The following is a 20785-nucleotide window of genomic DNA, read 5'->3' as shown; positions in this document are numbered from 1 at the left end:
GTTATGTTTATAGGGCCTCTCACCACATCTAGGCCCTTATATGGAGGGATGTCTATGTCTAGGATAATCCGTGTGCTCTTGCTGCCCTTGGTGCTGGTCATGGCCTCGGCGCAGCTGCCCGCCAACCCTGGCGGAGCGCAGGCCGCCGGGACGGTGACGGGCACCATGCGCAAGTGGCAGCCGGTGACCGTGAGCTTTAGCGGCCCCTATGCCTACGAGCTGGATAGCTCCCCGAATCCGTTTCTGGACTACAGGCTCCAGGTGACTTTTCGCGGCCCCTCGGGGCAGACTTACAACGTCCCTGGATACTTCGATGGGGACGGCAAAGGTGGAGGCAGGGGAAGCATCTGGCGGGTCAAGTTCCTGCCAGATCAGGCCGGTACGTGGTACTACAAGGCCTCGTTCAGAAAGGGCACAAACATAGCTATCGACCTGAATCCCTCGTCCGGGACCCCCACAGGTTTCGATGGGGCTTCAGGGTCGTTCGTTGTAGGCGACGTGGATGCCTCTGCCCCGGCCTTCTTCAGGTGGGGTAGGTTGCAGTACGTTGGGGGTTATTACCTCAAGTTCAAAGAAGGCCCTTACTGGATCAAGGGAGGTACCGACAGCCCTGAGACCTTCCTGGGATACGATGGCTTCGACAACACCCCATCAGGCCCCTACGGGATATTGGATTTTGCTGCCCATGTTCGAGATTGGACGACCGGCGATCCCGTCCTCAACACCGATGGGGCGGATGCTGGGAAGGGGGTGATAGGCGCCTTGAACTACCTGGGGAACCAACATGTCAACTCAGTGTACTTCCTGGTGATGAACATCGGTGGCGATGGGAGGAACGTTTGGCCTTACGCTGGCAAGGTCAATCCCGCCGGTAGCTCATCTGACGATAACACCCATATCGATATCAGCAAGATGAGGCAATGGGATACGGTCTTCCTGCATGCACAGAAGAAGGGGATCTACCTGCACTTCGTCCTCAACGAGGCGGAGACGGCCAACAAGAAGGAGCTGGATGGGGCTACCCTCGGAGTGGAGAGGAAGCTCTTCTACCGCGAGCTGGTCGCCAGGTTCGGCTACCTGCCCGCTATCCAATGGAACATCTCAGAGGAGTACAACCTCGACTACAACCTGGGGGCCACCCGGGTCAAGGAGTTCGCCGGATACATACAGCAGGTGGACCCTTACGATCACCCCATCACTGTGCATAACTACGGCACCGATCTGGACTCGGTGTGGGGGCCGTTTCTGGACGACTCCCGCTTTAGCGTGACATCCTTCCAGCTGGAATCGGGTCCCGGCACGTACGATGAGGTGGTGGAGTCCTGGAGGCGAAAGTCCAGGGATGCTGGCAGGCCGATCCCGATAGCTCTCGACGAGTTGAACGCGGTCTCCACTTCCTCGAGCTCGATAGCTACCCAGCGCAAAGCCGTTATCTGGCCGGTGTACCTCTCCGGCGGGAACCTGGAGCATTATCTGGGAGGTCCCACCACGGACAAGACCTTGGACGACTTCAGGCAGTACGAGACCCTCTGGAGGTACACCTGGTACGCCCGCAAGTTCATGCAGGACAATCTGCCTTTCTGGCAGATGGAGCCTGCGGACGGGCTTCTGAGCAGCGAATCCACGTCCTACGGTGGGGGGCAGGTGCTGGCCAAGAAGGGCGAGGTGTACGCCATATACCTGCCCGATGCCAACCCCAGCGGCAAGCTGGACCTCTCTGGTGCTTCGGGAACGTTCGTACAGCGCTGGTATAACCCACGCACGGGAAGCTTCGAGGGTACTGCCAGGACGCTGACCGCTGGGAGCGCAGTGAGCCTTGGTGCTCCCCCTAGCTCTCCGGATGACGACTGGGTGGTGCTCATCCAGAAGGCGCAGGCGGGGACCGATACGCAGCCCCCTTCAGCTCCCAGCAATCTTACGGTTACCTCTAAGACCTCTAGCTCCGTGTCCCTCAAGTGGGATGCCTCAACGGACAACGTAGCGGTTGGGGGCTACGCGATATACGCCAACGGCTCCCAGGTCGGTACCACCAGCAGCACCAGCTACACGGTGACGAATCTGTCTCCGTCCACGACCTATACCTTTGTGGTAAAGGCTTACGATGCTGCTGGCAACCTGTCCGCGGGGAGCAATCAGGTGAGTGTTCAGACCTTGTCTGCTAGCACCACCCCTTCGTTAGCCGTCACCAAGTTCGTGCTGATCAACGCCGATACGGATCAGCCCATAACGGAGCTGAAGGATGGCATGACGCTCTCTCTGTCGCAGCTACCGACTAGGCACCTCAACATCAGGGCGGATACCAGCCCATCGGTGGTGGGGAGCGTGAGGTTTGGGCTGAACTCGAACCTGGATTACAGGTTGGAGAGGAATCCTCCGTATGCGCTGGCCGGGGATTCGTCCGGGGACTACCGTTCGTGGACGCCTGCGACCGGAACGTACCAGGTGACCGCCACGCCCTACACAAGCTCTGATGGTTCGGGCACGCCGGGCAGCGCCTTGACGATCAAGATCAACGTGATCAATTAGGGGCTAACCTGGATGTAGTACCTAATATCTAATCGCGTTGGTACTAAATTGCTATTATGTTAGCTGCTTGAATGCAATAAACTTGTCGTAACTTTACAGGCCCAGAAAAAGGCAAACCTGTCGCGAGGCAGGGGCGCAAAGCCACGGAGCTCTCGAAGCTAGCCGGGCTGCCTGGGAGGCCTCCAAGCGGATCTGCCGCACCTTCTTCCATGGCCCTCCCAGAGCGCGCAAGAACTGTGAGTGAGGTGATGTATGAGAAGGTATATCTGTGCTTTCTTGGCTGTGATCCTGCTCCTCTGGCCCGTGGCTACCAGGCATGCCACGGTGCAGAGCGCGGACGGAGATGCGGTGTCGGTGCAGTCCATGCGCCTCACCGCCACATACAACAGCATAGGCGTAGAGGTGAAGTTCAGCGGCGACAACAACGGCAACTCCACGGCCGAGGTGTACTATCGACGAGCCGGCTCGGACGCCTGGCTGAGGGCTCTGCCCCTCTGGAGGACCGCCGCGAGCTCCGGCAGCGCCTTCTATGGCTCCGTGGTGCTGCTCGAGCCGGGCACTGGCTATCAGGTAAAGGTCGATGTCGCGGACCCCGATGGCGTGTTGGGTACCGACCCTCTGGTGGATAGCGTAACCACCAGCCCCGACAACGTAAGGCCGGCATCGGAGCTGTCTCCTAGCTACTTCGTACGGGCCGATGGCAACGACGCCAACGATGGCCGGAGCAGGTCCACCGCCTGGAGGACCCTGAGCAAGGCGTTCGCGAGCGCGCCAGCCGGGGCGGTGGTCGAGGTTGGGCCGGGCACCTATCCTACCCCCTCGCTCACGCGGAGCCAGCCGATCACCCTCGTGGCGCAGTACCCAGCGGTGGATGACTCCGGCCAGCCCATCAACGCCGGGCAGAGAACGGCCATCTCGGCACAGGCGGTGGCATTGCCAGCGGGCAGTGCCGGCCCCTGGCAATCAGCACCATGGAAGGAAGTCAGCTTGACCGGTCCCGTGACCGGCAAGACCTTCAAGGTATGGAAGTGGGCCGGGGCCCCGGTCAGCGGGGCTGACTACCTGGCGATAGCTCAGCGCCCCGGGGATGTGCCCTTCTTGGTGGCCTACTGGAGCAAGAAGAGTGGTACCTACAACGGTTACTCTATGTCCACCCCTGAGGGCTGGGCCGAGGTGCTGTACCAGAACCTGTCTTACAACTACGGGTTCACCAGCTTTGGCGACGACGTCTACCTCCGCCTGCCGGGAGATGCCAACCCCAACAACTACTGGGCTTGGCTGGGCACTACTACCCTGACTTTCTCGGGCCCAGACATCAGGTTGTCCGGCTTCGAGCTCAGGATACCCGAGGTCAAGTTCTTCACGGACGCCGCACGCAACGGCGTTTTCGATCACAACCTGGTGCTCGGTGGCCAGTTGAGATATCAAGGGGAGCAGGGTACCCCCTCTCAGTACCCGCAGGACCACACCGTGCAATACAATCGCTTTGAGGTCAAGGGCCTGTGGGGGCAGGACGCGGTCCCCTGGAACTTCATCAAGGGAGTGCTCAAGATGCCTTTCGGCTCCGCCTGGGGTCGAGTAGGTGAGGTTATGGAGATCACGGCCATCTGGGGACGTGGCGGTGCTCAGCGGTTGGTGGTCCGACATAACGTGATCGATGGTTACTTCAACGGGGTGGGAGATTACAACGCCGACTACGATCGCTACGGCATGCAGGACACGGATATACATGACAACCTCGTCAGGCACATATCGGACGATGCGTTCGAGCCCGAACAGAGCGTGATCAACTGGAGGATATGGAACAACAGGGTGGAGTACGCTTCCGTGGCCCTGTCCACGGGCCCGGTGAACTACGGCCCTATATACTTGTTCCGCAACCAGGTATGGCAGCTGGGCAACGATGGCGTGGGCGCCGATAACTCTGGCAGCAAGGGCGTGGGTGTAACGGGCTTCAAATACTCTGGGGAGGACAGTGTGCCCTCCAGGGTGTGGGTGGTGAACAACACCTTCTGGACGAGCAGGCCCGATGCCAACGGCGGCGCTCAGTTCGCGGGAGGTGGCAGCTCCCCGGAGCGCTTCTGGCTACGCAACAACATCTTCAGGACGACGCGATATGCCTGGAGCGCGCCGTGCCTCAGCGCTTGGAACGAGGACTACGACCACTTCGCCACCACCGACACCTCTCGCGGCGTGGCCTTCTGCGGCACCAGGTACACCACCAACCTGTCGGCCTACAGGTCGGCAACGGGGGCGGACCACACCAACGTCGCGGGCAACTTCGTCACCGCTTCGGTGGTGGACGATGCGCTGGTGGATCCCTATGCTGGGGACCTCGCGCTGAGGCAGGGGGCACCATTCATCGACGCCGGCGTGGTGGTCCCCAACATCACCGAGCGTTACTCCGGCGATGCTCCGGACCTGGGAGCGGTGGAGTACGGCTCAGGTGGGGACGCTCCCCCGGTGCCCTCGCCCACCCCTACTCAGGAGCCGTCGCCTTCCCCCACGGCTACTCCCACCCCCACAAGCAGCCCCACGCCCTCGCCCGACGGCAGCAGGACCATGCCTGCCGGGAGCGTCAGCATCGAGGGCGGCGCTCAGTACACGAGCTCTCCCACGGTGAGCGTGGCCCTGGCCGATACTGGGGCGGCTGTTGTCCGGCTATCCAACTCGCCTGAGACCATCGGTGGGGTGCTTGTGGCTGGCAAGACCGTCTCCTATGCCCCGACCGTCACCTGGTCCCTGGTGGACTCGGCCTATGGGGGCGCCTCTGGAGATGGCGTGCATAAGGTGTACGCGCAGTGGGGCGACGGCAACGGCCACTGGTCGAGCGTGGCGAGCGACGACATACTCCTGGACACCACCAGCCCCTCAGGCTCGGTGACGATAGCCCCTGACGGTACCTCGGATGGCGCGGACTACGTCAATAGCAGGAGCGTCAAGCTGGCGATCTCGGCCAGCGACCCATCACCGGCTTCTGGCGTCAAGCTCATGCGCTTCAGCAACGATGGCAGCAGCTGGTCCTCCTGGGAGCCCTACGCTTCTACCAAGTCCTGGACCCTCTCGAGCAAGAACGGCACCAAGACCGTGTACGCCCAGTTCCGGGACGCCGCGGGTAACGTGAGCGCCTCAGCAAGGGACAGCGTGATGCTGGATACGTCAGCCCCCAAGGTCAGAGGGCACGTTGGCGCACTCTTCACAGGCACGACGGTACGCCTTAATACTGCTTCCGGCCAGACTGACTACTCAGTAATGGGCAAGCTGAGCGTGGTCTTTCAGGACGACGCCAGCGGCGTGGCCCACTTCTCGGTGGCGCGCAAGGTGGGTAGGGGGGCCTACGTGACCCTCTCTCAGGCGCGCGTGCGAGGCCTCAAGATCCCTCTCGTGCTGAGCGACAGGCTAGCCCTGGTACCGGGCAAAACTTATCGCTTCCGCGTCATCGTCCGCGACAGGGCGGGCAACACCACCACCAAGTACCTCGGGCCCATCACCTGCACGGCGTTCCAGGAGAGCAGCTGGCGCGTGGGGATCAGGGGATCGTCCGAGATCAACAGGGACCGGAGGGCGTACGCCCTCCGCCTCAAGAACGTGCGATCCGAGGGCGCTGGCATAAGGTTCGTGTTCAGCGGACGCAAGGTGGCGTGGGTGGCTACCCGCGGTCCCAGCTACGGTACTGCCAGAGTCTTCCTAGATGGAGCCCAGGTGGGCAGAGTCAACCTCAGGTCGGAGCGGACCGCTCGCAGGTATATCGTGTTCGCGCGCTCGGTGACACCCGGCAGGCAGCACGTGTTGGAGGTGCGGCCACTGCCGGGCAGGTCCCTGCGCGCGAACGTGGACGCCTTCGTCGTGTACAGGTAGACCGGCGCCTGGGTGCTGTGGGGCACCCAGGCGTCATCGCCCCAGCTAGGGAGCGACTTCTCGCCTCCCTGGCTTGACGCCCATGAGGTCGTACCTCGTGCTTCTCATGAGCGATTGCAAATGGTTGCACGAGTCGCGAAGGAACCTCTATATTAAATGAAAACGACGAAAACGCTCAGGGCTATGCAGGGGGTTAGGAGGTACTTGTTTGAACTATCCGCTGACGCTCTCCTTTAAGCTACTATCTATAGGCCCTCAGGTGAGGGTGACTGACGCTACCGGATCCCTCGTGGCGTACGTCAAGCAGAAGGCGTTCAAGTTGAAGGAGGACATCACGATCTTCGCCGACGAGGGGCAGTCCCTCCCCCTTTACAGGGTACAGGCCGACCGCATCCTGGACTTCAACGCCGTCTACAGCATAACCGACCTCAGGAGCGGCAGGCAGTTGGGCGCAGTGCAGAGAGAAGGCGGCAGGTCCATCTGGAGGGCCACATACAGGATCCTGGATGCCAACGGTGTGCAGGTGGGGGAGATCCACGAGCAGAACCCTTGGGTGAAGCTGCTTGATGGCCTGCTCGAGGAGGTGCCGGTGATAGGGATGTTCACGGGCTACTTCCTCAATCCATCGTATGTGCTGGAGGTCTCGGGACGGCCCGCGCTGAGGATACGGAAGAGGCCGGCTCTCTTTGAGGGGAGGTTCCTTGTGGAGGCCGTAGATGGCCTGCCCAGGGAGTACGATGAGCTGCTGCTGCCCAGCCTCGTGACGACGGTGCTGCTCGAGAGGAGCAGGGGGTAGACCCCCTGCTCTATTCACAGTCCTACAGCACGGTCCACCCGCCATCGGCGACGATGATCGCGCCGTTGATGAAGCTGGCCTCGTCGGAGGCGAGGAAGAGCGCCAGGTTGGCTATCTCCTCCGGCTGCCCGATCTTGCCGTGGGCTGCCGAGAGCTTCTGCACCATCTCGGTGACCTTGAGGTTGGGCGTGGCGCTGCCCATGCCGATCGCCGTGGCCACCGCCCCCGGGCATATGGCGTTGCACCTGATCCCCTGATCCCAGTACTCTGCCGCCACGCTCCTGGTGAGCCCCACCAGCCCGTGCTTGGATATGGTGTAGGCGGCGCCAGCTCGGCCTCCGAACAGCCCTGCCACAGAGGCGGTGTTGACTATGGAGCCTCCACCCCTCTCCAGCATGCTCGGCAGCACGGCCCGGGTGAGGTAGATGGGTCCGAAGAGGTTAACCCCCAGCACCCTGTGCAGGAGCTCGTCGGAGGTATCGCCCAGGGGCTGCATGCCGTCCATGATACCGGCGTTGTTGCACAGCACATCTATGCGCCCCTCCTGGCTCAGCACCTCCTGCACCATGTGGGCGACCTGCTCCTCGTTGGAGACATCGACCACTACGCCCCTGGCGCTATGCCCCTTCGCATTGATGCCCTCGACGGTGGAGGTCACCCGCTCCTCGATCACATCCGAGACTATGACATGGGCTCCCTCGGCGGCGAACCTCTCGGCCATGGCTTTGCCCATGCCCGAGCCAGCCCCCGTGATGAGTGCTATCTTGTCCTGTAAGCGCGACATCTATATACCTCCTTATAGCATTCGAGACGGAATGTAGCACAAAATCAGCGGCCCGACAATACTCTTAAGTAGTATTATTGTTAGCCTTTCTAAGTAAAGAGATGTAGACCTCGTCGCTGACGCGTTGCGGGGGCGACGCGACCTGCCCGGGCAAGCCCGCGCACGCTGCGGCATGGGCGCTGCCAGCCCGGAAGGGTGTGACCGTATCGGCTGCCTACTGATCGACCATCTCCAAGAGCCTGCAGACCGTGCGCCAGTTGCGCGCCGTGCCGGGTACGCCGAGCGCCCTCTCGATGCTCGCGAAGAGCTTGGACCTCCCCACGCCGTTGGGGGCGTGGAAGTAGAAGGTCCTCCCTCTGAGGGTGAAGCGCTCGCCAGCCTGTCGGAGGCGTTCGAGCTTGACCAAGTCCGGGTGCTCGGGCACTGAGCTCAGGAAGGTCAGGTGTAGCGTCGTGGGTGCTGACTCGGCCTCAGGATATGGATTGGAGGCCACCGCTTCCCTGAGCTCTTCCGGTGTCAGGATGATCACCCTGGGCGCAAAGCCGTATCGCTCGTTGATGGCGCTGCTGATCTCCTCGGCGATCTCACCGGTGGAGGCCCGGTCGCTTCGGAAGATGGCGTTGCCGCTCTGGATGTAGGTCCTTACGTCCCGCAGCCCCAGCTCCAACATGATCTCTGCCAGCCCCTGCATTGGTAGCGTGTACTTGCCTCCAAGCCCTCTCAGAAGTGCGATGTACGTGCGCATGGGTCGATACTCCCTATCCTTCATTAGAACGTCTTGGTGTGTGGTCCCACCTGCAATCGCATGACATGGCGACGTGTGCCCGCGCGTCCCACCTCCTGGAACCCCGCGTCCTTGAACACCGACACGCCCCCATGAAGCGGTAGCTTGGGGAGTCGGGGTCCACGGGATAGGCTTCCGCGATCGAGGCCCCACGTGCGCGGGCGTGCTCGACGGCTGCCTCGATCATCCGGTGCGTGATGCCTCGGCCGCGCAATCGCCTGACGGCGAAGAAGCAGGTGATGGACCATATGCCTCGTCCAGGGCGCTATCGCCAACCAGCCAGCGGAAGGTCGTTCTGGGGGCTACCGAGTACCAAGCCACCGGCACACCATCCAGGTACCCCAGCAAGCCCACAGGCACGCCGGAGGCCACTCGTTGGGCCATCGCCGCCTTGCGGCTTGGACCATCGGTGCGCCGGGCTTCATCGCGATTCGCCCTCCAGGCCATGCACCAGCAGTATTTGGGTCCTCCACGGTTCTCGAACAAGCGCTCGAAGTCACTCCACCGGCTGGCATCCACCTCATAAAACTCGATGCAGGCTATGTCGTCTCCGTCGCTCATCTCTCCCCCTGGGGCTTGGTGGGCGCACCTGGTTATATGGGTGAAATTATACCCTCCAGAGCTGCGAAGGCATAGCCCCTTGGCCTGCCGGCTCCACCCCGATGCTGCCCCTGGCCGGGGTGCGCCGGCGCGTGGGGCAGATCCCCGGCCAGGGCTGTGCACGAAGGGATGTTGGCGAACGATACTTATGATGCCCATCAGGGCTATACCTGATGGGCATCGCAGGCTGCACCGCCAGTTGGGCGTTTCTTCCGCACCAGGGCCGTATCGCTTGTTGCCGAGGCCGAGCCCACACCTGGGCGAGGGGGCTCAGCTCTGCCCCGTCGGGTTCGTCGAGACCTGCCAGAGCACGCCGAACTTGTCCGTCACCATGCCGTACAGCGGGCTCCAGAAGGTCTCCTGCAGGGGCATCTCCACCTGACCACCCTCCTGCAGCCTCCCGAACACCTCCCTGGCCGTCTGAGCATCGCTCACGCTGATGACTATGGTCACCTGTGATCCGAGCTGGTACGGCATACCCGGGAAGTTATCGGAGAGCATGAGGTCCGAGTTGCCTACTCTCAGGTGGGCGTGCAGCAGGCGGCCCTTTGCGTCCTCAGGCACTCGATGCGCCGGATCTTCGGGCTCGGGCATATCTCCGAAATTCGAAACACTAACGACCTCCGCGCCCAGCGCGTGCTTGTAGGACTCCACCGCCTCGTGTCCGTTACCGTTCAGAACGAGGTAAGGGTTGATATCCTGGATTACGGCAGATACCTCCTGTGATTTCTTTGGCCCTGATCATACCTGATAGGTGAGAACGACCACGCCTGAGCTAAAGCTCTTGACCTCCCTGAGCCTCAGGGACTTAGTCCCGCTTCCGCCCTGGAAGAGCTGTTTCCCGCTCCCTACGACGATCGGAAAGACCATCAGCCGGTACTCATCGATGAGGTCTTGCTGCATCAGCGTGCGCACGAGCTCGCCGCTGCCGTAGATCAGCACATCCTGCCCGGGCTGCTGCTTCAGCTTCTGCACCTCTGCCGATATGTTCTCCCTGATCAGCCTGGAGTTGTTCCACTCAAGTGGTTCCTCCAGGGTCGTCGAGACGACGTACTTGGGCAGGCTGTTCATCCTGTCAGCGAAGCCCGCCTCATCGGTCATGGATGGCCAGGCGGCCGCAAAGCCCTGATAGGTCACCCTGCCCAGCAGGAGGGCATCGCTTGAGAACAGCTCATCCAGCTTGAACCTGGCTGATTCCTCGCTCCAGAACTGGAAGGACCATTTATCTGGGGATTCCATGACCCCATCCAGCGTCAGGTACATCGATGCTATCACTCTTCTCATCAATCGCTCCAATTTTTGGGGTCTCAGGCTAAGCCCCTGAGTCCTCGGTCGGCTGCAGGGGACCAGCGAGTTCTCCCTGTTATATCGGGTCTTCCCGTCGCTGCGCTCACGCCATCTAGGGTCGCTGTCGGAAGCACCCTGTTCGAGCGCTTTGATCTCCACCACTCATGAGTGATCAAGTGGCTCTATCCTAGCATGCCGATGTGCCGGTATGCAAGATATCTCCGTGGATGGCTGTTTGGGGTGCGCACGCCAAGGCGTGGTCTCCCCCGGCACCTGATCACCCCGCCGACCTCGGCCTATCCCCAGCATCTGGTGGGAGATAGGGTGCGCCTGCACGGCAGGTGGTAACCCTTGCTGCGACCGGTAGCCTCCGGTGATCCCTGCTCTGCGCGTCGGGACGCCCGTTGGCCACCGAGCGGCTGCTCCGCTGATAGGAGGGCCCTAGCCGATGGATGCCATCAGGTTAGCCATCTCGAGTGCGGATACCGCCGCCTCGTAGCCTTTGTTCCCTGCCTTGCCGCCGGCTCTATCCAGCGCCTGCTCGAGGCTGTCCGTGGTGAGCACGCCGAATATGGTCGGCACCCCGGTGTCCAGCCCTACCCTCGACACCCCCGAGGTCACCGCGGACACCACCGCCTCGTAGTGGCTCGTCTCGCCGCGTATGACGGCTCCAAGGCAGATCACCGCCGCGAAATCCCCTGTGCGCGCGAGCCTGCTCGCGGTGATCGGGATCTCGAATGCCCCAGGCACCCAGGCCACGCTTATCCTCTGCGCCTCCACGCCGTGCTGCCGAAGGGCGTCCAGGGCGCCCTCCAGCAGCCTCCGGGTCACGAGCTCGTTGAACTTGGAGACCACTACGGCAAACCTATAGCCTCTGTCGACTCTCCGGATGTCGTAAGTATGGGTCATCGCTGCTCTCCGATGGGGGGATGTAGCTGTAGCCAGTGCCCCAGCTTCAGCTTCTTCGTCTGCAGGTACCTCAGGTTGTGCCTCCGAGGGGGTACCTCCAGGGGTACCCTCTCTACCACCTCGATGCCGTGGGCGCGCAGGCCCTCGATCTTGCGTGGGTTGTTCGTCAGTAGCCTGACGGAGCTCACCCCCAGATCTCGCAGGATCTCCGCGGCCACGGCGTAGTCCCGCTCGTCGGGCTGGAATCCCAGGTGCTCGTTGGCCTCCACGGTATCCAGCCCCTCGTCCTGGAGGGCGTAAGCCCTCAGCTTGTTCAGCAGCCCTATGCCCCGACCCTCCTGCCGCAGGTACAGCAGGATGCCGCCCTGGGCAGCTATCATCTGCAGGGCCCGATCGAGCTGGGGGCCACAGTCGCACCTCTCGGAGCCCAGCACGTCGCCGGTGAAGCATTCGGAGTGCAGGCGGACCAGGGGGGAGCTTCCTGGGTCGCCGTGGATGAGCGCCAGGTGGGGCTCCCTGGAATCCGGCGCCGTGTAGGCCACAAGGGTGAACTCACCGTGGCTCGTGGGCAGCTTCACCGGGCGCACTTTTCCCAGCGTGCCCTCGCTCTCGGCCGCCCGGGCGTCGGCCACCTCCTGAACCGTCACCAGCATCAGGTTGTGCCTGTGGGCGAACTCCTCCAGCTCTTCTCCCCACGCCATCCTGCCGTTGGGAGCCATGATCTCGCAGATCGCGGCCACCGGCTGCAGCCCAGCCATGACCATCAGGTCCACGGCGGCCTCGGTGTGTCCCCGTCGCTCCAGCACTCCTCCCTCCCTGGCTCTCAAGGGGAACACGTGCCCCGGCATGATGAAGTCGCCGGGCGTGGAGCTCGGATCCGCCAGGAGCCTTATGGTGTGGGCTCGGTCGTAGGCCGAGATGCCCGTGGTGATGCCGCTGGCGGCGTCCACGGGCACGCCGAAAGCGGTGCCGTGCGCCGAGGTGTTATTCTCGGGCGAGACCATCGGGGGGATACCTAGCTGGTCCATCCTCCTGCCGTGCATGGCCACGCAGATCAACCCACACGCCTCGCGGGCCATGAAGTTGATCGCCGCGGGTGTGGCATGCTGTGCCGCGAGCACGAGGTCGGCCTCGCGCTCGCGCGATTCGTCGTCCACTACGACCACGAACCTGCCCGCGCGCAGCTCATCGAGTGCCTGCTGGATCTTGCTGCCCGTCATGCCCTTGCCTCCGACCACTGGTGCTGCAGCAGTCGCTCGACGTACTTGCCGAGCATGTCCACCTCCAGGTTGACCAGTTCTCCCACCTGCTTGCGGGCAAGCGTGACCTTCTGCTGGGTGTGGTACACGAGCGAGACGGTGAAGGCATCCTTCAGTGCGTCCACGACCGTCAGGCTTACGCCGTCTACCGCGATGCACCCCTTGGGCACGACGTAGCGGGCGAGATCCCTGGGGAGCCCGATCTTCAGCCAGAGCGCGCCCCCATCGGGACACCTATCCAGGATGGTGCCCGTGGCGTCGACGTGGCCCTGGACGAAGTGGCCTCCCACCCGGCCGTCGAAGCGGAGCGAGCGCTCGAGGTTCACCTCATCGCCCAACTGCAAGCCGCCCAGGTTGGTGCGCCGCAGCGTCTCGGGCATGAGACCCACGGTGAAGGAGCCCTCGTCCAGAGCGTCGACCGTCAGGCAGACGCCGTTGACCGCGATGCTGTCTCCCAACTGGGTGCCCTCCAGCACTCGCTGGCAGGCCACACGCAGCCGGAGGGGCTCCTTCAGGTGCAGCTCCAACACCCTGCCAGTTTCCTCCACTATGCCTGAGAACATGTTGCCTCCTTATGCATGGCCTGTGGGCATAGGGGGCTATAAAAAGGAGTCCCGAGAACCTGATGGCTCCCGGGACATGGATATGCGACTCAAAGCCCCTCATGAGGGGGAGCGAGTCGGACCTTCTCCCATCCGGACTCTTACCGTCGGCCCTGGAATCTCACCAGGTCCACCCCTGTTGCAGGGGGTCGCGGGCTCTACCGCCGGTCGGGAATTGCACCCTGCCCCGAAGGCCGTATATGTTTTTCTGTATTATAGACGAAAGCTGGCTGTACAGCCTAATGCGCCGATAAGGACTCCTGCACCCTCCCGGGGCATGCTACCTGGCCACATGGGAAAGGGTTCTCATCCCTCCCGCTCCCGTCTGCGGCATATTGGGCAGCTGCTCGCCGTTGGGTGGTCCGAAGCTGTACCACGCGCTGAACAGGGGGTTGTCGCCAGGCAGTCGCTTGCCCTTGTAGAAGAACTGGGCATTGCCCGAAGGCTTTATGCGCGCGAACCCAAAGCCGACCGGGGTATCGGCCTCCAGCTTGTGCCTGGCCACGTAGACGGTGCCGTTGCCCTTACACGGCTGCGCGGATCCTCCGCTCCCCACAGCCCGGAGCCTCCTCTGGGCTCTACTTTGCCGCAGAGCAGGATTTCCAGCGACTCGCCGAAGCCAAACCCGTAGCTCACGTAGAAAGCCTCACCTGGGGGCACTCTGCCGTACAGCGTCAGCTTGAACGTCACGGGCACCAGGGAGAAGTCGTACTCAGCCCATATGGTGACGTCATTGTTGATGGTTTGAGTGCCGGTGTGAAAGGTGTAGGTTCCCCCACCGGGCAATATGCGCTGGAAGCTGAAGCCAATCCTTGAGCCGGCTGGGACCGTAAGGCCGACCCGGTAGCTAGCACCACCCTCGCACGCAGCGGCCCTCCTCCGGTTGTAACTGCCACAGAGCATCAGCGTGCGGGTTGTCTAGGGGCCTGATCCCCGTACGAGCACGCGGAAAGCCTCGTGCTCCCGATCCATAACCCTGCCATGTATGGTAAGTTGGAAGGTGACTTTGGCTTCCCCCTGGGTCTGGGCGCGTGTCGTGATCCGGGGAGCGAGCAACGTCCCCAGCGCTATGGCCATCAGGCAGATCGTTGCCAGCATGAATTTAGACATAAGCTCCTCCTAATGATCTTTATAGAGAAAACGTCTTATGGCCACAATGGTTACAGCTGACGATGCGTGCCAGCTCTTGGAAGTGCTCCGCCTGCTCTGGCCCTGTGAGCACCCCACCCATCGGGAGCGTGACAAAGGCCAGGAGCGCCTGGGGCTTCTCAGGTAGATGAGGGGGGCGTCCGCCTCCCGGGAGCTCGGGCGGCAAGCATGGCTGGATTGTGCTGGTGGACTCTTGCCGGAGATGAAGGGCAGCTCTGGACCTGCTAGGGGCCGGATGAGGTCTGGTGGGCGGGAGTTGGGAGGCTCCCGCCCGGGTACGAGGGGATGTGGGGTAAAGGGAGGTTGGTATTCTTGGTTAGAACCTTCCGGACTGGACGAACGGGATGATGCCGCCGGCACGCACGATCTCCAGCACGAACTCCGGCAGCGGCTCCACCTGGAAGGTGCGTCCATCCGCAAGGGTGATCTGGCCGGTGGCGAGGTCGACGTCTATCTCGTCACCGTCCTCGACCGCCCCATGTAGCTCGTCGCACACGAGTATGGGGAGGCCGATGTTGATGGCGTTACGGAAGAATATACGGGCAAAGGAACGCGCGATCACCGCCTTGGCGCCGGAGGCCTGGATGGCGATGGGGGCGTGCTCGCGCGAAGACCCCATCCCGAAGTTCTTGCCGGCGACTATCACATCGCCTGGGCGGACGTTCTCTGCGTAGTCCGGCCTGTACTCGATGAACGCGGCCTTCGCCAGCTGCTGGCGGTCGGTCGTCACGTTGTACCTGCCGGGGATGATCTCGTCCGTGGATACGTTGTCGCCTACTTTCCATACTCTGCTCATCAGTCCAGGCTCCTCGGGTCAGTGATGTAGCCGGTGATGGCTGAAGCCGCCGCCGTCGCGGGGCTCGCCAGGTAGATCTCGGCGGTGGGGTCGCCCATCCTGCCGGAGAAGTTACGGTTCTGCGTCGTGATGGCCCGCTCGCCCGCGGCCAGCACTCCCTGGTGGCGGCCTATGCATGGGCCACAGCCGGTGTTGGTGACGACAGCGCCGGCCTCGATCAGCGTCTGGATGTAGCCCCTGGCCATGGCCTCCAGCGCCACCCTGGTGGAGGCCGGAGTGACGACCATGCGGGTGCTGGGGTGGATCTTCCTGCCCTTGAGGATGCGGGCGGCTATCTCGATGTCGTCCAGCCTGCCGTTGGTGCAGGTGCCTATGAACACCTGGTCGATCTTCACCTTGCGCATCTCAGCCGCGGGGGCAAGGTGCTCCGGATCTGGTGGCACGGCCACCATCGGCTCTATGGACGAGGCGTCTATCTCCACCACGCGGCTGTAGACTGGATCGCGTGGGGTGATGCGCTCGTAGGGATCCCGGGCGCGACCTCGCAGGTACTCATCCACCGTATCGTCGGGCTCCACGAGGCCGGTCTTCCCGCCCATCTCCACCGCCATGTTGGCCAGCGTCATGCGCTCGGAGATGCTCATCCTGCGCACCGCAGGGCCGCCGTACTCCACGGCCATGTAGGTGGCGCCGTCCACGCCTATCGTGCCCACCATCGCCAACGCGAGGTCCTTGGCGTAGACGTGATGGCCCAGCTCGCCCTTGACCTCGAAGCGGATCGTCTCGGGCACCCGCAGCCAGGTCTTGCCGGTCGCCAGGGCCACGGCGATATCGGTGGAGCCCATGCCCGTGCCGAAGGCTCCCAGGGCCCCGTAGGTGCAGGTGTGGGAGTCGGCGCCAACTATCACGGCTCCGGGGGTAACGAACCCGCGCTCGACCATCACCTGGTGACAGATGCCCTCCTGCAGGAAGTTGGTGATGCCCTGCTCGCGCACCCACTCGCGGATCATCTTCTGGAGGGTGGCGGCCTGCACGGTGGCCGCGGGGATGATGTGGTCGAACACGATCACCGTACGGTTGGGATCGAATAGTGGCCGGCCGATCTTGCGAAAGCTCTCGATCGCCAGCGGAGCCGTCTGGTCGTGCGCCAGCACGTAGTCCACCGGCACGATGACTATCTCGCCGGCGCGCACCTGCCTGCCGACCTTGCGGCTGAGGATCTCTTCGCTTAGAGTGCCCATGCACGCACACCTCCCTGGTTAGTTGCACAGGAGCGCGAGCGCTCTGCCCACTCGCGCAGTATCTGGTCTACTTGCTCGGTAGTTAGTGGGGCCTCGTCCGCCAACCTCTTGATCTCCCTTGTCGCGGCCCTCAGCTCCGCCTCGGAGAGGGAGAGCCCCAAGGTACGGGCCCTGTGGGCTATAGCGTTCCAGCCCGTAAGCCTGTGGCCCAGCTCCACACGGCGGGTGAGGCCGAAGTCCTCGGGGTTGATCGCCTCGTAGGATGAGGGGTTGGAGAGGACGGCCTTGGTGTGTATGCCCGCCTTGTGAGCGAAAGCCGTCTCGCCCGTCAGGTAGTTGTTGAATGGGATCTGCACGCCCGTGTACTGGGAGATCAGGCTATCCAGCTGGGGCAGCATGCGCAGGTTGTACCTGCTGACCAGGCCGCGGTCGGTGGCGTACAGCCTGGCTATGAAGCCTCCCAGGGGGGTGATGCCGTTGCGCTCGCCTATGCCCAGCACGGTGGTGTCGATGTGGGTGGCTCCTGCCTGGAGCGCTGCGTAGGCGTTGGCGATCGCGCAGCCGGAGTCGTTGTGCCCGTGGAACTCGATGTCCGCGCTCACCACGCCCCGCACGCGGCTGACCAGCTCGTGCACTCCCAGCGGGTCGGCCACCCCGACGGTATCGGCGATACCCACCCGGTCGACGCCCATGGCGTCCACAGCGGCGTACACCCTCAGCAGGATGTCTATGGGGGTGCGGAAGGCGTCCTCGCAGGAGAAGCGCACCTCCAGGCCGTGATCTTGCAGGAAGGAGATGACGCCTCTTGCCGACTCTATGATCTCGTCGATGGATTTGCCGTGGGAGTGGGTCCTCAGCTGCTCGGAGGTCGCGAACAGCAGGTTGACCCCGTCCACGCCGGTTTCCACGGCCTGTTGGACGTCCGCCATGGTGCAGCGGCAGTGGACCAGTATGCGCGCCCGCAAACCCAGGTTGGCGATCCTGCGGGCATCCTCAAAGGACGCCGGCGAGGCCGCGGGGTTGGTGAGCTCGATGTACTCCACGCCGAAGGCATCCAGGGCGCGCGCTATCTCTATCTTCTGCTCGGTGGTGAAGTGGGCGTGCACGAATTGCTCGCCCTCGCGCAACGTCGAATCTACTATGTAGAAGTTGTCCAACGGCATATGCTTGCCTCCTTCCTGAGTACCTGACTCGTACGCGGGGACGAGGCCTATAAAAAATCTCCCGTCCCCGACGGATCTGCCGGGGACGGGAGATCGTTGCTTCCCGTGGTACCACCCCTGTTCGTCGCCACCTCACGATGACGACCTCACGAAGTACTCCACCCTAGAGCAGGGCTTCATACTCCCAGCCTGGTAACGGTGGCTGACACCGGCTCGGCCTACTGACGCCTGGGCATTCTGGCCCATCGAGGTTCAGCCTGCAGCTCCGGGGGCTTTTTCACCGAGGTTCGAGCACCGCATCCCAGCAACGCGGCTCTCTGTAGCCCTACATCTCGGCTACTCGTCCCCATCGACGCTTTTAGGGTCGATGTGTTTGTTGACTTGAATATAGCAAGGTTGAAAGGGGAAGTCAAGCCCCAAAACGCAAATTCGTGAAGAAATTCGCCCATCTGCCTGCGTTTTTGGGTCGGATTCTGTCCCTCTCCTCGCCACCGACCGCCTGTTGCACTATATTATAGGTATGAGCTCGAGAGATCCCGCAGAGTCTGGCAGGGGCAGGCCCAGGGCTCCCCTCTCACGCATTTGGGAGGATTGGACCTGCCTGATATGGATGGTAGTGTTCAGCGTGATCATCATCGTCATCCTGACGATTAACGACTACTGCACGCGCAGGGAGTTGGAGAACCTGTTCCCTGTGCAGCGCACGCCCACGCAGGAGAGCTCTTTCGTACGATACAGCTACGACCTGTGGAGGTAAGCTTCGTGTATAAATGTGATCGTTGTGACCAGCCCCTGACAAAGGCAAACCTCAGGGCAGGGGGCTTCTACGTCCTTCTCGAGAAGTCTCAGAAGGGGGTATTCGCCTCTCCGCCCCAGTCCGACGTGTCGGCCTATGTATGCCCCAGCTGCGGCAGGGTGCAGCTGTACGCCGACAGCCCAGAAGCCTTTCGTTCCAGCTGAGGAGTTATACGTTGGACACCTGGGAGGATGCCGAAGCGTACGAGCGCTATATGGGCAGGTGGAGTCGCAGGATCGCCCGGGAGTTCGTGCGTTGGCTTCGCCCTCCCAGCGGCGCCCGCTGGCTGGATGTGGGCTGTGGGACCGGCGCCCTCTCGGAAGCGATCGTCCAGATTGCCGCACCCTCTTACCTGGTGGGGGTGGACCCATCGCCGGGGTTGTTAGAGCACGCGCGCAAGAGCCTGCATGCTCCCATGGTTACCTTCGAGCTCGCATCGGCGGAAGACTTGCCATTTGAGGATGGGACCTTCGATGTGGCAGTGTCCGGCCTGGTGATCAACCTGCTGGCCGACCCGCTGCAGGGCGTGCGCGAGATGGCGCGAGTCGTCAGCAAAGGGGGATTGGTGGGATTGTATGTGTGGGACTATGCTGAGGGCATGCAGTTCCTGCGGTACTTCTGGGATGCTGCCAGGACAGTTGATCCCTCTGCGCGGGAGCTGGATGAGGCTGTACGCTTTCCGGTATGCGATCCAGTTGCCCTTCAGGAGCTGTTGAGAGGAGCCCATCTCCAGGAGTTGCTGGTGGACTCGTTGGAGATAGAGACCACCTTCTCGAGTTTTGACGACTACTGGCAGCCGTTTCTGGGAGGGCAGGGCCCAGCTCCAGGCTATGTGCGCTCCCTGGAGGCTGGGATCAGGGAGGAGCTGAGGCTGCGGCTGCTGAACACCCTGCCGATAGCTGCTGATGGATCCATCCCGCTGCGTGCCAGGGCTTGGTGTGCTAGAGGGCTCGTCCAGGCTTCTTAGCCTGCCATGAGACTGGGAGCCTGGTGGGGCTTCCGCTTCCGGGTGATCTACTGTCAAGTATCCTCCAGCTAGGTTGTTACAGGGCAGGGAGCTCTCCCCCTGCCCTGCTGCATCCGAGGGCGTCACCTACCTATGGGCCATGCCCCCTGCACCCGTCTGGGGCATCCTGGGCACAGCCTGCTCGGCCTCCGGGAACCTGTACCAGGCGCTGAGGGTGGTATCGCCAGTGATGGTCTTTTCCCCCATGGCGAACGTTTGCCAGTCGTCACGATCGTTGTAGTTCTCTGGGTCCCTTACGAAGTAATACCGTATCTTGCTCCATCTCTCGAACACGCTGGCAAACACCCTGTGGGTAGATCTGTACACTGTGCCGTGGCCCCGACACTCCACACCACTGTCCCCTCCACAAAGCACAATGGGAACAGGAGTATCTCCTGGCCTGCCAGGATAGTCGTAGATGAAGAGGAAGGTCTCTCCGGGGGGCACATCTCCATAGAGGGTGAGTTCGCGAGTGATCTTGTAGCGTGCCTCCTCCTGCTGAGCGGTGGCTGGAGCGAACACCACCAGTGCCATGAACAGTGCTAACCATATGCTGATGAGCCTCATCTTGTATCCTCCTTAGCTATTGGACTTTGCATCTGCCTGGTATGCCAGTCGACCCATAACCCCACAGCATGGGCCAGTCGTAGGGAAGCCAGCTCCAGATCAGCCAGCTCCTCTGGTACTATGTAGAGAGCCGTAGTGACCTCTCCACATCTGCCCTCGTAGCAGTAGAGCTCCTGAGGTGTGCTCCAGAAAGAGTGGCCGTTGGGCAAGGCAACCTTGTCACTAGAAACAACGAAGACGAAGACTCGATAGTTACTGGGGGAAGTCACAAGGGCAGAGGAGGCCGGGGCCATACCGTCCTGCCAATCGAAGCCAGGCATACCTGCCCTGGGTGGGCCAGGACAACCTACATCCACCACTGGGGCATGCGTCCCAAGCCCTGACCTATAGAAGTCTGGATGGTCCTGGATGCGTGCCAGCGACTTGCGAACGAAGGAGCTTAGTTGATCGTTAGTCACCTGCGGATGGTAGGATTGCACGCATATGCGGAGCCTGTCTCTATTGGATGTAAGCAGGATAGAATTTGTCCTGGATACTTCAGTATGTCCAATGCCCATCCTATGTATCGCTAACGTCCATACGAGCGCTGCGATTATAGACAGCATGATGGTTACCCAGATGCCTGATCTGTTGTATGAAGCCGTAGCCTGCATCTTGATCCC

Annotated in this window: 20 protein-coding genes, 1 pseudogene, 2 riboswitches and 1 other annotated feature; of the genes and pseudogenes, 6 read left to right on the top strand and 15 right to left on the bottom strand. The window is 62.2% G+C overall.

What is annotated here, in order from left to right; genetic code table 11:
* Nucleotides 1–54 precede the first annotated feature (54 nt).
* The 3 genes from TTER_RS13955 (at nt 55) to TTER_RS13945 (ending at nt 7180) form a co-directional block, all read left to right on the top strand.
* The gene (locus tag TTER_RS13955) at nt 55–2526 is read left to right on the top strand and encodes a DUF5060 domain-containing protein (RefSeq protein ID WP_012876692.1); all 2472 of its coding nucleotides are present in this window, start codon (nt 55–57) and stop codon (nt 2524–2526) included.
* Between the two features lie 100 nt (nt 2527–2626).
* Nucleotides 2627–2701, top strand: a riboswitch (cyclic di-GMP riboswitch).
* 77 nt (nt 2702–2778) lie between these two features.
* On the top strand, nt 2779–6384 hold the full coding sequence (locus tag TTER_RS13950; RefSeq protein WP_012876691.1) for a DUF1565 domain-containing protein: 3606 nt from the start codon (nt 2779–2781) through the stop codon (nt 6382–6384).
* A 208-nt stretch (nt 6385–6592) separates the two neighbouring features.
* Nucleotides 6593–7180: an LURP-one-related family protein gene (locus tag TTER_RS13945; protein WP_012876690.1), complete on the top strand. Its 588-nt coding sequence runs from the start codon at nt 6593–6595 to the stop codon at nt 7178–7180.
* 22 nt (nt 7181–7202) lie between these two features.
* Here TTER_RS13945 and TTER_RS13940 read toward each other — a convergent pair whose 3' ends face one another.
* From TTER_RS13940 to lysS, 13 genes and pseudogenes are all read right to left on the bottom strand, one after another.
* Entirely contained in the window at nt 7203–7964 is a 762-nt protein-coding gene (locus TTER_RS13940; protein ID WP_012876689.1) for an SDR family NAD(P)-dependent oxidoreductase, read from the bottom strand.
* Between the two features lie 214 nt (nt 7965–8178).
* Nucleotides 8179–8709 carry a DUF1697 domain-containing protein gene (locus TTER_RS13935; RefSeq protein WP_012876688.1) on the bottom strand — a complete coding sequence of 177 codons (531 nt, stop codon included), beginning with the start codon at nt 8707–8709 and terminating at the stop codon, nt 8179–8181.
* A 23-nt stretch (nt 8710–8732) separates the two neighbouring features.
* Nucleotides 8733–9309 (bottom strand): annotated as a pseudogene (locus tag TTER_RS13930) (GNAT family N-acetyltransferase).
* Nucleotides 9310–9618: 309 nt separating this feature from the next.
* The gene (locus TTER_RS13925) at nt 9619–10053 is read right to left on the bottom strand and encodes a VOC family protein (protein WP_012876687.1); all 435 of its coding nucleotides are present in this window, start codon (nt 10051–10053) and stop codon (nt 9619–9621) included.
* Between the two features lie 36 nt (nt 10054–10089).
* The gene (locus tag TTER_RS13920; protein WP_012876686.1) at nt 10090–10632 is read right to left on the bottom strand and encodes a dihydrofolate reductase family protein; all 543 of its coding nucleotides are present in this window, start codon (nt 10630–10632) and stop codon (nt 10090–10092) included.
* A gap of 444 nt (nt 10633–11076) precedes the next feature.
* Nucleotides 11077–11544: a 6,7-dimethyl-8-ribityllumazine synthase gene (ribH, locus tag TTER_RS13915; RefSeq protein ID WP_012876685.1), complete on the bottom strand. Its 468-nt coding sequence runs from the start codon at nt 11542–11544 to the stop codon at nt 11077–11079.
* Complete coding sequence (locus TTER_RS13910) at nt 11541–12764, bottom strand: bifunctional 3,4-dihydroxy-2-butanone-4-phosphate synthase/GTP cyclohydrolase II (protein ID WP_012876684.1); 1224 nt, start codon at nt 12762–12764, stop codon at nt 11541–11543. The genes ribH and TTER_RS13910 overlap by 4 nt, the downstream gene beginning before the upstream one ends.
* A complete protein-coding gene (locus tag TTER_RS13905) occupies nt 12761–13366 on the bottom strand; it encodes a riboflavin synthase (protein ID WP_012876683.1) in 606 nt (201 codons plus the stop codon). The genes TTER_RS13910 and TTER_RS13905 overlap by 4 nt, the downstream gene beginning before the upstream one ends.
* Nucleotides 13367–13482: 116 nt before the next feature.
* A riboswitch (FMN riboswitch) is annotated at nt 13483–13604 on the bottom strand.
* Between the two features lie 81 nt (nt 13605–13685).
* Entirely contained in the window at nt 13686–13961 is a 276-nt protein-coding gene (locus tag TTER_RS13900) for a hypothetical protein (protein WP_012876682.1), read from the bottom strand.
* 362 nt (nt 13962–14323) lie between these two features.
* On the bottom strand, nt 14324–14515 hold the full coding sequence (locus TTER_RS13895) for a hypothetical protein (protein ID WP_012876681.1): 192 nt from the start codon (nt 14513–14515) through the stop codon (nt 14324–14326).
* Nucleotides 14516–14870: 355 nt separating this feature from the next.
* The gene (locus tag TTER_RS13890; RefSeq protein WP_012876680.1) at nt 14871–15350 is read right to left on the bottom strand and encodes a 3-isopropylmalate dehydratase small subunit; all 480 of its coding nucleotides are present in this window, start codon (nt 15348–15350) and stop codon (nt 14871–14873) included.
* Entirely contained in the window at nt 15350–16591 is a 1242-nt protein-coding gene (locus tag TTER_RS13885) for a 3-isopropylmalate dehydratase large subunit (protein ID WP_012876679.1), read from the bottom strand. Before TTER_RS13885 ends, TTER_RS13890 begins: the two co-directional genes overlap by 1 nt.
* Nucleotides 16579–17754, bottom strand: coding sequence for a homocitrate synthase (gene lysS / locus TTER_RS13880; protein ID WP_012876678.1), 1176 nt, complete (start codon nt 17752–17754; stop codon nt 16579–16581). The genes TTER_RS13885 and lysS overlap by 13 nt, the downstream gene beginning before the upstream one ends.
* A gap of 78 nt (nt 17755–17832) precedes the next feature.
* Nucleotides 17833–18116, bottom strand: a binding site (T-box leader).
* Between the two features lie 158 nt (nt 18117–18274).
* Here lysS and TTER_RS13875 point away from each other — a divergent pair.
* From TTER_RS13875 to TTER_RS13865, 3 genes are read left to right on the top strand one after another with little or no spacing between them, the layout of a single operon-like run.
* Nucleotides 18275–18511 (top strand): hypothetical protein, encoded by a 237-nt coding sequence (locus tag TTER_RS13875; protein ID WP_012876677.1) that lies wholly within the window; start codon nt 18275–18277, stop codon nt 18509–18511.
* Nucleotides 18512–18516: 5 nt separating this feature from the next.
* Nucleotides 18517–18714, top strand: coding sequence for a hypothetical protein (locus TTER_RS15910; protein WP_012876676.1), 198 nt, complete (start codon nt 18517–18519; stop codon nt 18712–18714).
* Between the two features lie 11 nt (nt 18715–18725).
* Nucleotides 18726–19517 (top strand): class I SAM-dependent methyltransferase, encoded by a 792-nt coding sequence (locus TTER_RS13865; protein ID WP_012876675.1) that lies wholly within the window; start codon nt 18726–18728, stop codon nt 19515–19517.
* A 126-nt stretch (nt 19518–19643) separates the two neighbouring features.
* Here TTER_RS13865 and TTER_RS13860 read toward each other — a convergent pair whose 3' ends face one another.
* Nucleotides 19644–20123 carry a hypothetical protein gene (locus tag TTER_RS13860; protein WP_012876674.1) on the bottom strand — a complete coding sequence of 160 codons (480 nt, stop codon included), beginning with the start codon at nt 20121–20123 and terminating at the stop codon, nt 19644–19646.
* On the bottom strand, nt 20120–20776 hold the full coding sequence (locus tag TTER_RS13855; RefSeq protein ID WP_012876673.1) for a hypothetical protein: 657 nt from the start codon (nt 20774–20776) through the stop codon (nt 20120–20122). The genes TTER_RS13860 and TTER_RS13855 overlap by 4 nt, the downstream gene beginning before the upstream one ends.
* Between the last annotated feature and the right edge of the window lie 9 nt (nt 20777–20785).

Origin of the sequence: Thermobaculum terrenum ATCC BAA-798 (genome assembly GCF_000025005.1) — a bacterium.
GTDB classification, from domain to species: Bacteria; Chloroflexota; Chloroflexia; order Thermobaculales; family Thermobaculaceae; genus Thermobaculum; species Thermobaculum terrenum.
The sequence above is the reverse complement of the archived record's forward strand: the minus strand, read 5'-3'. Positions and strand labels throughout refer to the sequence as shown.